The sequence below is a fragment of the Pseudomonadota bacterium genome (assembly GCA_039028155.1).
Classification (GTDB): Bacteria; Pseudomonadota; Alphaproteobacteria; order SP197; family SP197; genus JANQGO01.
The window spans coordinates 1-10,628 of the sequence record JBCCIS010000094.1; the positions used below are offsets into that span (position 1 = coordinate 1).

The following is a 10,628-nucleotide window of genomic DNA, read 5'->3' on the forward strand; positions in this document are numbered from 1 at the left end:
CGCCATGCTCTCGGCCGGGTCCGGTGAGCCAGTTGAGCATGGCGGCATTTCTTTGCTCATCGAGCGCCAGGTCGGGCCAGAGCGGCTGCAGCCACGCCATATCCCAGCGTAGACTGACACCGTCCGTGTCCACGCATGGCTGACTGTCGCTCGGTCGCGGCTGTTCAAATCCCCAATAGCCGATCGGCGACGGCGCCAGACCGGGCACATAGAGACCATCGAATGTCTTGTAGAAGAACGCCAGGTCGACCTTGCGCGCATCGCCGTGGCTGAGGTGCAGCAGCATAGGCATGCCCCAGCCGAACGGGAAGCCGGCGTCCAGATACCGAACCCGCGTGTTCGGCAGCGAACGCTCCAGATCATTCGCCATGGTCTCCAAGAGTGAAGCAACAGTAGGCGTCGCGTAGTGGCGGTTGAGGGCGCATGTCAGAAAAGACAGCGCGCTCACGCTTGCCTCCGGCGCGCGGGCGCACGGCAGGGCGACTCGCCCCGATGCCGTCGCCATTGCCGGGACAAGCGTTAGACTGGCGACGGCATAGAGCGCGACGAAGAGGGCGGTTGTCGCGAGCCAGCGATGGCGCCTTGGCGTTCGAAGCGCCAGAACGATGACTGTCGCGCCAACAAGGACAAGCCCGCCAATCTGGGTCAACAGAGTCAGTAGCACGACAGCCAGCAGGTAGAGCGACAGCCATAACGCGGTGCGCCAGCGGCTGGGTGGTCTATCGGCTGAATTGTCGCCAGCGATGGCACTCATGCTGATCGGACCATGATGTCGTGTCGTTGCCCGGCGCATGATGCGGTTGGCGCTGTGGCTGAATTGCGGCCCAGACGCCGCCATAACGAAACTGCAGTGCTAGAGCGGGTCGCGCTCAATCAGAGCCACTCGGCGTCTCCAGCTAGTCGCGCGGACCCGCTCTGGTCGCGCAGTCCAAGTTTTTTCACTAACCGATTACGTCTGTTGAGCCACCAGCCCGATTCCTGCGGCCACAGCGCGTAGTCTTCGTCGTCACCGAGTTGGGCGGCGGCGTGCAGGGGCCAGTTGGGGTTGTCGAGCAGTTCGCGGCCGATCGCGATCATGTCGACTTTCCCTTCCGCGATCGCGGCATCACACACATCGGCATCCCACAAAAAGCCGACGCCCATGGTGGCGACGCCGGTTTCGGCGCGGACACGCTCGGCGAACGGGATCTGAAAACCCTGTTCCAGTTTCATGCGCTTCGGGCGCTGTCGTCCGCCGATGCCGCCGGTCGTGCAGTCGATCATATCGACACCTTCCTCGGCCAATGCCCGGGCCGTCTCGACCGTGTCCTCCGCCTCGATACCGCCATCGATCCAATCGGTCGCCGACAGCCGAAAGATAAGCGGCAGATCGTCGGGCCACTGGCGGCGGATGCTGCGCGCGACTTCGACGGCAAAGCGCCTGCGCCCGGCCGCATCGCCGCCCCACCGGTCGGTGCGGACATTGGCCAGGGGCGACAGGAACTGGTGAATCAGAAACCCGTGTCCCGCATAGACGTCGATAACGCGAAAGCCGGCGTCGGCGGCGCGCCGTGCGGCGTCGCCGAAGGCCGTGATGACGGCGGCCATGTCGTCTTCGGTCATCGCGGCGGGTTCGGGCCAGCCTTCGTCATAGGGCAGGGCCGACGGCGCAATGGTCGTCCACGGGGCTTCACCGCGCAGCGCGATATCCTCGTCGGTGACCGGCGTTTCGCCGTGCCAGGGCCGGCGCTCGGAGGCCTTGCGTCCGGCGTGGCCCAGTTGGATGCCGGGCACGGCGCCTTCGCGGGCCAGAAAATCGGTGACCGGCAGCAGCGGTTCGATGTGGTCGTCCGTCCACAATCCCAGATCGCCTGGCGTTCGCAGGCCGCGCTCCTCAACCGCGGTCGCTTCGGCAAAGACGAGACCGGCGCCACCCAAGGCAAATCGGCCGAGATGAACGATATGCCAAGCATTGGCGTAGCCGTCCTTGGCGCGGTACTGGCTCATCGGTGATACGGCGATTCGGTTCTTGATGGTGACACCGCGCAAGGTGATCGGTTCGAAAAGGGTGCTCATGAACGTGGGATTTCCTGTTTGGTCATCGTTCTCTTTGTTGACCGGCACATGTTGTTCCATTGTTGCGACCGCCTCGCAAGGGAACAGTCGGCGGTTGCATCACTCCGGTAGGTGACGACAATGGCGGGACTGCCATTGACACAATGGGGCGCTAGAGCGGATCGCCATCACTCAGACCCGCTCGGCGGCTCTGAGTGATCGCGTGAATCCGCTCTAGGTCAGATAGTTTGAGCAGGTTCACCCAGTCTATCTGGACCGCAAGCGATTCAGATAGACTGCGATCTGCTCTAGGCAAATGGCAACGCAGCGAGGGAGAAGACTATGGACCTGATGACCTATGAGCCGCTCGGCGACAAGAAGAACTCCGACTTCTTCAACGAGTACCGTCTGAGGATCTATCAGCGGCGCAAGGAGAGCGGGTTAGAGGATCTGCTGGGCAATCTGTGCGCGCTGGTTGTCCAGGTCGAGACCGGCGATGCGATTGCCTACATGCAAGAGCTCTACATGATGACGCCCTACCGGTTCACCAACGCGTTCCTCAACGAAACGCACAAGATCTACTTCCTGCAGTCAAAGCCCGAGTTTCCGCGCTTCATCGTTCTCGAACCGCTGAGTCCGCAATTCACCGACGATCTCACACGTTTGAACAACCTCTATCCGCTGGCGCGCAAGAAACCGAACGCGCGCTACGTCGGTGAGATCTTCACGACGAAGGACTTGAACGAAACCCGCAACGTTTTGGAATCCCATAACATCCGGTTTCACTATCCCAACGAGACCGAGAACAAGTTCTTCTCGAACCCCCATTTCTATTTCTCGTTCCGGTCATCGCTGACCGGCAACAGCGTCGGCTATACGCCTTCGGACACCTATGATCTGGAGTCGCCGGATATCGGCGACCGCATCCTCTTGGGCCCTGAGGAAGTCGCAGCCCTTGAGTCCGCGGAAGCGAAAGCCGCGGCGAAAGGCGCTGACGCTCTGATCCTGGGCGTCGATCACATGGCGACGCGGATCCTGGCTGGCGAACGCGAGGACGCCATCCTCGAGTTTCTGACCATGTCCAATTATTACTTCTGGGGCGCCTACAACATAGCTGACCAGAACTCCTCGACCAACGTCAACCGCAACCCCAATGTCGACGACGACAAGAAGTCACCGGCCAAGGTTTTCACCGCCAACAACACGCCGTCCTTCGTCAATTCGTTCGAGAACCTGCCGATGCCGACGGAGGACTTTGTCCGCAACTTCGGCCGACGCATGCACCACGTCGCCTACGAAGTGGCCGACGGCGACCACGCATCGGGCGAAAAGAATGTCGACTTCGTCGTCGAGACGCTGAAGAACGAAGGCATCCCGTTCCTGGCGCACGTGGTCGGCGAGTGCAAGGACGAGCCGAACCTGAAGCAGATCTTTTCCAAACACTCGGCCTATTCGATTCTGATCACCGAATATGTCGAACGCTGCTTCGGCTTCGAGGGTTTCTTCACCAAATCGAACGTCGCCGATCTGACCGCGGCGGCCGGCGAGGACGAACGCTATCACCACGGCAATGTGTTCGATTAAGCGTCCTTGATCGCGATGAAGTCGCCGTAGGCGCGTTCAGAATACGTTGCTTCGACCAAGCGGAAACCGGCGGTGCGGATCAGGCCCTCCATGATCCAGGCGTAGGTGCTGTGTTCGTCCCGGATATGGCCGGCGATCTCTTCGGGCGCGTAACCGGTGTTGGCCTGCATCCAGGCAGTCCACGCGCCCGCGACGGACGGGAACTCAGCCGGCGTCGCCGAGAAAACGACATCGCGTAGGAAGAAGCGGCCACCCGGCTTGAGTGCGCGGTGAAGACGCTCAAGCGCCATGCCTTTCCAGAAATCGGGCAGGTGATGCAGCGCATACTTTGTGGTGATGAGATCGACGCTGGCGTCGTCCAGCTCGACACTCAGGAAGCCCGCATGATGGAAGGTGATGGTGTCGATGCCGTCGGCGACCGCGCGTTTCTTCGCGTGATCCAGCATGCGTGTGGAGACGTCGACGCCATGGGCGTGCCGGCAGCGTCTGGCTGCCTCGACCACCAGGATGCCCGTGCCGCAGCCGATATCGACAAAGACCTGATCGGGACCGAGCCCTAGCGTGTCGAGCAACCGGTTGTCGTCTGCGGCCGTTGTCTGCTGGCGCTCGTCGTAGCGCGTGACCTGATCGTCGTCTTCGAAATCGACGCCGACTTGGCGCAGATCGTCGTAGTACCAGGCGGGGCACGTCATCGGACTCATCCTCCCAACGTCGTCGGATCGGTAGGAGAGGCTACGCCAGTGATCCCGCAAAATGGGCTCTGATTTTGACAGGCAACGAGAGCAATGAGCATAATCAATGCTCCACAAGAGAAATTCGGACTGTTTTATGCTCGATCTGGATGCCATCGACGAAAAGCTCCTGGGCCTTTTGCAGACGGACGCCGGCCTGTCGTCGGCTGAGCTGGCCGACAAGGTCGGCATCTCCCAGTCGCCTTGTTGGCGGCGTATCCGCCGCATGGAGGAGGCTGGCGTCATCCGTCGGCGGGTCGCAATCGTCGATCGCGAGGCGCTGGGGTTCGATGTCGAGGTGTTCGTGCGCATCAAGCTCTCTGAAGGCGGCTTGAAGGCGACGGATGACTTCGAGGCTGCGATCCACCGCCTGCCCGAGGTCGTCGAATGCCATATGCTGCTGGGCGAGATCGACTACCGCTTGCGTGTCGTCGTGCGGACCATCGCCGATTTTGACCGTTTCCTGCGCGACCATCTGGCGCATCTGCCAGGCGTGCGCGAAATCGAATCAAGTCTGGTCGTATCGGAGGTCAAGAACACGACGGCGCTGCCGATCTGATGGCCGACGCCGTCTGAGCGTTCCCTCCGGCGGGCGAGGGCGCTATCGTCGCGCTCTCAACCTGACACCGTAGAGATGACCGGACCATGCGCGATCCACGCCACGATATCCTATTCGAGCCCTTGAGGATCGGTCCGGTGACCGCGCCCAATCGGTTCTATCAGGTCCCCCACTGCAACGGCATGGGCCGCATGTTCCCGAACGCCATGATCGGCATGCGTGGCATGAAGGCCGAGGGCGGTTGGGGCATCGTCACCACCGAGCAGTGCGACTTCCATGTCACCGGCGACACCCAGGCGTTCACCGAAACCAACATGTGGGATGCCGGTGATGAGACCTATCTGGGCCGTATGGTCGAGGCGGTGCACGAACACGGCAGCCTGGCCGGGATCGAGCTGGTCCATAACGGCCAGGATACCGGGAATCTTTACAGCCGCGAGGTGCCGATCGGCCCGGATCACCGCCCGGTCTCGTGGATGCGCCACCCGATCCAGGCGCGCGCCATGGACAAGGACGATATCCGCGCCTATCGCCGCTGGCACCGCAAGGCGGCGGAGCGGGCGCGCGACATCGGCTTCAACATCGTCGTCGTCTATTCCGGGCATGACGGCACCATGCCGACCCACTTTCTGGCGCGCCGCCACAATCACCGCACCGACGAATATGGCGGCAGCCTGGAAAACCGGCTGCGCCTATTCCGCGAGCTGATCGAGGAAACCAAGGAAGCGGTCGGCGACACCATGGGCGTCATCGTGCGCTTCGCTGTCGACGAAATGATGGGTCCCGACGGGTTGGAGTGGCAGAACGAGGGCCGCGAGGCCGTCGAATTGCTGGCCGAACTGCCCGACCTCTGGGACGTCAATGTCAGCGACTGGGCGAACGATTCGAAGACCTCCCGCTTCGCGCCGGAAGGCTATCAGGAAGAGTATGTCGCCTTCGTCAAACAGATGACGACGAAGCCGGTCTCCACGGTCGGGCGTTATACATCGCCCGATGCGATGGTCTCAGCGATCAAACGCGGCATTGTCGACCTGATCGGCGCGGCGCGACCGTCGATTGCCGATCCCTTTCTGCCCAGGAAGATCGAGGAGGGGCGGCCGGAGGATATTCGCGAGTGCATTGGCTGCAACATATGCGTCGCCTGGAACAACGTCTCGGCGCCATCGCGCTGCACCCAGAACCCGACCTTTGGCGAGGAGTGGCGCAAGGGCTGGCATCCCGAGATCGTCCGATCGAAGGATAGTGACGACCGCGTGCTGATTGTCGGTGGCGGCCCGGCCGGCTTGGAAGCCGCACGCGCGGCCGGCCGGCGCGGTTATCACGTCACACTGGCCGAGGCCGCCGATGAGCTCGGTGGGCGCGTCAGCCGGGAGAGCCGGTTGCCGGGTCTGGCCGCCTGGGCGCGGGTGCGCGATTACCGGATCGGCCAGATCCACCAGATGCCCAATGTCGAGGTGTTTCCCGCCAGTCAGCTCGACGCCGCAAATGTGCTGGAACTCGGCGCCCAGCATGTGGCGCTCGCCACCGGAGCCACGTGGCGGCGTGATGGCGTCGGCTACACGCTGCGCGACCCGGTCGAGGGCTTCGACCAGCCCCATGTGCTGTCACCGGACGATCTGATGGACGGTAAACGGCCGCCCGATGGTCCGGTGCTGATCTTTGACGACGACGGTTACTACATGGCGAGCGTGTTGTCGGATCTGCTGCGCGATGAGGGTCGCGACGTCATTGTCGCTACGCCGTCGACGCAGGTCGCGCAATGGACCGAGCATTCCTTGGAACAGGAACCGATCGAGGCGCGCATGGCCGAGCGCGGCGTCACGATGCTGACGCGCCACACGCTGGAAGCGATCAGCTCGTCTACTGTCACCCTGAGCGACGACCTGAATCGTCGCGAGGTGACGCTTGCATGCGCGGGTGTCGTACTGGTGACGGCGCGTCTGCCGCGCGACGGTCTGTGGCACGACCTGGCGGCAATGGGTGATGACGCCGCTGCCGCGGGCATTGCGACGATACGGCGTATCGGCGACTGCTACGGCGCCGGTCCGATCGTCACCGCCGTCTACATGGGGCATCGCTTCGCCCAGGAGCTGGAGACCGAGCCCGATCCCGACGGCGTGCCTTTCCGCCGCGAGCGGCACCTCATCGAAGCGTGAGATCGCAACACTGGTGTGCCGAATGTCGTCCTGCTACAGGAAGGCCTGCGCTAACCTGCCGGTGCGCGCGCGGGAGTTCTGAATGGTCTCTTTCGTCGAAGGACGCAACTGTGACGGCTGCACAATGTGCTGCAAGATCATGGGCGTCCCTGAGATCGACAAGGCGCCGTGGCAATGGTGCAAGCACTGCGATGCCAGCGTCGGTTGCCGCATTTATGAACAGCGTCCTGGCGAATGCCGGACCTTCAATTGTCACTACCTCCTCGACCCTTCGCTCGGCAAACACTGGAAACCGTCGCGTTCGAAGATCGTGCTGACAAAGGACGGCAAGCTTAGGCACTACGCCATCCGCGTCGATTCCGGCCGCCTACATGCCTGGCGTAAGGAGCCGTACTATTCCGAGATCAAACGATGGGCGGAGGCCGCGTGGCGCGACAAGGTTGCGCTGATCGTGTGGCAAGGCAACGTAGCGATTGCGCTCTTGCCGCAGGGCGAAAAGAACCTGGGTCCGGTCGATGAAAGTCAGCTGATCGTTACGCAGCAGAAGCGTGGCCCCAGCGGACTAATGTTGGACGCCAAGCTGGTCCCACGGGACTAGTGCATTTCATTGCCGATACTCCGCCGGCAAGAGGCCGAGGATAAGAATGCCGGCCTGACCGAAGCGGCTGGCGAATGCCTGCCAGTTGACACCGTTGGGGTCGGCCATCACGTCACCGAACGGCCGCTCATCGAGCGTGAAATCGGCGAACAGCTCGCCTTCGTCCAGGCGGCTGTCGCCGTTGGTGTCGAAGTTGTTGAAGACGCCGGGTAGTTGGGAGTCCTGCGTCACCAGAAGCGCGACGGCGACAATGCCGCGTGCCTGAGGATCAAGCTTGCTTTCCTGCGACTTCATCGAGCTGCGCGCGTCGTCGCGCGCCGCGATCACCTCGTCGTAAGCGATGAAACCATCGCCATCGGCGTCCAGGAAGTTCTTCACCGCGAAGGCGCACGACGTTGAAGGCTGCTCGGAGCAGATCTCCGACACGCTCTCGACAAACCCGTCGAAGACGGCCGTCGCGTAAGCCAGCGTCGCCGTACCGGTTACGCCGATTGCCAGTGCAGCTGAAAGCACGATGGAACGTCTGGTCATGTGAAGGACCCCCTCGACGGTGACAATCCCGCACCCGGCGGAACCCGGGCGCATTAGGGCCGCAGCTTACGGCAGAATCATGGCGTCTTCACATCACGCCAAATGCGCGCGATGGTCTCGGACGAGAGGTCGCCGTCTTCATCACTGGTCGGCCACGAGATGACCGAGATGCGCATGACCCATTGGTCGCGCCATCTGGCACCGCCGACAAAGCAGGTGCCGTCTTCCTGGACCCGGTCGATCACCGTTTGCGTGAGCTCGTCGCTGTCGCCAAACCGCACGATCACCTGATTGAGTTCAACCTCGTTCAGAACGTCGATACCCGGCTCGTCGGCCAGACGCGCCGCCATGGCGCGCGCGATGCGGCAGTGGCGCGATACCATATCGGCGATGCCGGCGCGGCCGAGGTGACGGATCATCGCCCAGGTCGCGAATCCGCGCGCGCGACGCGACAGTTCCGGGACGAAGTGGGAGGGATTGCGCTGGCCCTCCGAGAGTTGTGGCAGGTAGCTGGCATCGGTGGTCATGGCGCGGGCGTGGATGTCGGGATGGCGCACGATGGCGAAGCCACAGTCATAGGGTGTCTGAAGCCATTTGTGGCCATCGACGGCCCAGGAGTCCGCCTGGTCCAACCCACTTCCCAGATGCGCGCGATCCGGGCAGGCCCGTGCCCATAGTCCGAAGGCGCCATCGACATGCAGCCAGCCGCCCTTCTTGTGGGTCATCGCCGCCAAATCGGCGAACGGGTCGAAGGCGCCGGTATTGATCTGCCCGGCCTGGGCGACGGCGATCAGCGGTCCATCGATGTCGGAGAGCGCGGCTTCGAACGCATCCGCCTTGATGCGGCCGGCCTGGTCGGTGGCGACACGGCGCACCCGGTCATGGCCAAGGCCCAGGAACTTGAGCGCGGAAAACAGACTGGTATGCGCGTCATCGCCGATCAGGACGTGAATCGGCGGCGCGCCGAACAGGCCATGCGCTTCGACGTCCCAGCCCGTCTTTTCGAGAACGAAGCGCCTGGCCGACGCCAGGGCCACGAAGTTGGCGATGGTCGCGCCGGTCACGAAACCGACGGAGCAGTCGCGCGGCAGGTCGAGCAGGTCGAGCAACCAGCGTCCGGCGGTTTCCTCGATCGCGGCGGAGGACGGGGTGGCCAGATGGCTGCCGGTGTTCTGCCCCCAGGCGCTGGTCAGCCAGTCGGCGGCGACACCAACCGGGTGGGACGCACCGATGACCCAGCCGAAGAACCGCGGCCCCGTCATGGCGGCCAGGCCGGGCGCGGCCGTGTCGGCAAGCTCGTCGATCACCGCGAGGCACGGCAGGCCGTCTTCCGGCAGCGGCGCATCGAAGGCTTGGCGCAACTCTTCGTACGATTTCGCCGGTCGTTGCGGCTGGTCGGGCAACGATCGCCGATAAGCTGCGGCGCGTGTCGCAACCGCCCCGAACAGTTCCTCAAGATTGTCGTCGCTCACCATCGACCGTTCCCCATCTCGTCCACGCGCAGACTGCCGGGATCGCTGGTGGAGCCCGGCTGCTGGGCAATATGGTGCGCTTCTTGGGTGGCGAAACCTCTGGCCTGCCGGGCAAATTGTTTCGATCGTGTTACAGGTGTCCGCCGCAAAGGCTCGCCCAATCGGTGACACAGTTGTCGGGCGAGAATACGCACCAACCAGAGGCGGCGAAGGAGAAAGCCATCATGGTTCCGCTCAAGGCTGTTCTGACAGGATTGTTGTGCGGTTGTTGCCTGGCATGGGCTGCTGAGGCGGCCGATGGTGACGTTCTGGCCGTTTGCGGACCGTTGGTCGGGGTCAGCCACCTAGTCCAGGGCGATGGCGTGAACAATGTGCAGACGGGCGGCGACCTCGGTCGCATGCCGGGCGAGACACATCTGGTGCGTGTGGCCGGCAAGCCGGCATCGGGTTTCGATGTGCAGTACGAGGAAGGCAGTGCGCTGCGCGTGATATCGGACCGCGCGGCCGACATGTTGGCGCTGGAGATTGGTGAGGAGCGTGTAGTCCTGGCCGCGGTCTACCCCATCGGCCTGGTCGAGACCTTTCATTTCACTGGGCCGGAACTCACCTATTCGCGGGTCAACCACGAGGGCGGCAAGAGTGACGTCTATACCTTCCGCGCGACCTGCACTTGGCCGTGACGGGCCGGCGGTTGCGGCGGCGTGACGTCGTTATCCGCGGTGCGTGCAAGAGCCGCGTTTATCCACAGAAAACAACAGGTGTCTATCTACATCGGGGGTGAATGGACAGCAGACGTACCCTATATGGTGGTTCGCCAACACTCTGAGCTGCCAGATCAACCAGCACCGAGCCATGCTTCATGGTTTGCAGCATTGAGGCTGAGACCAGCCTGGGCGCAGGGCGACCAGGAATAAGCGCCGTTGTGATGACCAAATCCTGTTTGGCGATGGTACGGGCGATCAA

At 62.9% G+C, this 10,628-nt stretch carries 10 protein-coding genes and 1 pseudogene; 5 read left to right on the forward strand and 6 right to left on the reverse strand.

From position 1 onward, the window contains the following. Nucleotides 1–754: hypothetical protein (locus AAF563_24785; GenBank protein MEM7124516.1), on the reverse strand; the 754-nt coding region annotated here is incomplete at its 3' end. A gap of 119 nt (nt 755–873) precedes the next feature. Continuing rightward, nucleotides 874–2,055, reverse strand: a complete 1,182-nt coding sequence (locus tag AAF563_24790) for an NADH:flavin oxidoreductase/NADH oxidase (protein ID MEM7124517.1) — start codon at nt 2,053–2,055, stop codon at nt 874–876. 321 nt (nt 2,056–2,376) lie between these two features. On the opposite strand from AAF563_24790, the gene AAF563_24795 reads away from it, so the two are divergent. Beyond that, entirely contained in the window at nt 2,377–3,618 is a 1,242-nt protein-coding gene (locus tag AAF563_24795; protein MEM7124518.1) for a hypothetical protein, read from the forward strand. On the opposite strand, the gene AAF563_24800 is transcribed toward AAF563_24795, so the two are convergent. Next, complete coding sequence (locus AAF563_24800; protein ID MEM7124519.1) at nt 3,615–4,310, reverse strand: class I SAM-dependent methyltransferase; 696 nt, start codon at nt 4,308–4,310, stop codon at nt 3,615–3,617. The genes AAF563_24795 and AAF563_24800 overlap by 4 nt on opposite strands. A 136-nt stretch (nt 4,311–4,446) precedes the next feature. On the opposite strand from AAF563_24800, the gene AAF563_24805 reads away from it, so the two are divergent. From AAF563_24805 to AAF563_24815, 3 genes are all read left to right on the forward strand, one after another. Beyond that, on the forward strand, nt 4,447–4,908 hold the full coding sequence (locus AAF563_24805) for an Lrp/AsnC family transcriptional regulator (GenBank protein MEM7124520.1): 462 nt from the start codon (nt 4,447–4,449) through the stop codon (nt 4,906–4,908). A gap of 86 nt (nt 4,909–4,994) precedes the next feature. Next, on the forward strand, nt 4,995–7,064 hold the full coding sequence (locus AAF563_24810) for an FAD-dependent oxidoreductase (GenBank protein MEM7124521.1): 2,070 nt from the start codon (nt 4,995–4,997) through the stop codon (nt 7,062–7,064). Between the two features lie 82 nt (nt 7,065–7,146). Then, nucleotides 7,147–7,662 carry a hypothetical protein gene (locus AAF563_24815; GenBank protein ID MEM7124522.1) on the forward strand — a complete coding sequence of 172 codons (516 nt, stop codon included), beginning with the start codon at nt 7,147–7,149 and terminating at the stop codon, nt 7,660–7,662. A gap of 6 nt (nt 7,663–7,668) precedes the next feature. Here AAF563_24815 and AAF563_24820 read toward each other — a convergent pair whose 3' ends face one another. Both AAF563_24820 and AAF563_24825 read right to left on the reverse strand, forming a co-directional pair. Beyond that, nucleotides 7,669–8,193 carry a hypothetical protein gene (locus AAF563_24820; protein MEM7124523.1) on the reverse strand — a complete coding sequence of 175 codons (525 nt, stop codon included), beginning with the start codon at nt 8,191–8,193 and terminating at the stop codon, nt 7,669–7,671. Between the two features lie 77 nt (nt 8,194–8,270). Further along, the gene (locus AAF563_24825; GenBank protein ID MEM7124524.1) at nt 8,271–9,668 is read right to left on the reverse strand and encodes a pyridoxal-dependent decarboxylase; all 1,398 of its coding nucleotides are present in this window, start codon (nt 9,666–9,668) and stop codon (nt 8,271–8,273) included. Nucleotides 9,669–9,889: 221 nt separating this feature from the next. On the opposite strand from AAF563_24825, the gene AAF563_24830 reads away from it, so the two are divergent. Beyond that, nucleotides 9,890–10,345 (forward strand): hypothetical protein, encoded by a 456-nt coding sequence (locus AAF563_24830; GenBank protein ID MEM7124525.1) that lies wholly within the window; start codon nt 9,890–9,892, stop codon nt 10,343–10,345. Between the two features lie 142 nt (nt 10,346–10,487). On the opposite strand, the pseudogene AAF563_24835 reads toward AAF563_24830, so the two are convergent. Then, nucleotides 10,488–10,628 (reverse strand): annotated as a pseudogene (locus AAF563_24835) (NAD(P)(+) transhydrogenase (Re/Si-specific) subunit alpha).

Coding starts and splice junctions, on each gene's coding strand:
- AAF563_24790 (MEM7124517.1), bottom strand. CDS start 2,055: ATGAGCACCCTTTTCGAACCGATCACCTTGCGCGGTGTCACCATCAAG.
- AAF563_24795 (MEM7124518.1), top strand. CDS start 2,377: ATGGACCTGATGACCTATGAGCCGCTCGGCGACAAGAAGAACTCCGAC.
- AAF563_24800 (MEM7124519.1), bottom strand. CDS start 4,310: ATGACGTGCCCCGCCTGGTACTACGACGATCTGCGCCAAGTCGGCGTC.
- AAF563_24805 (MEM7124520.1), top strand. CDS start 4,447: ATGCTCGATCTGGATGCCATCGACGAAAAGCTCCTGGGCCTTTTGCAG.
- AAF563_24810 (MEM7124521.1), top strand. CDS start 4,995: ATGCGCGATCCACGCCACGATATCCTATTCGAGCCCTTGAGGATCGGT.
- AAF563_24815 (MEM7124522.1), top strand. CDS start 7,147: ATGGTCTCTTTCGTCGAAGGACGCAACTGTGACGGCTGCACAATGTGC.
- AAF563_24820 (MEM7124523.1), bottom strand. CDS start 8,193: ATGACCAGACGTTCCATCGTGCTTTCAGCTGCACTGGCAATCGGCGTA.
- AAF563_24825 (MEM7124524.1), bottom strand. CDS start 9,668: ATGGTGAGCGACGACAATCTTGAGGAACTGTTCGGGGCGGTTGCGACA.
- AAF563_24830 (MEM7124525.1), top strand. CDS start 9,890: ATGGTTCCGCTCAAGGCTGTTCTGACAGGATTGTTGTGCGGTTGTTGC.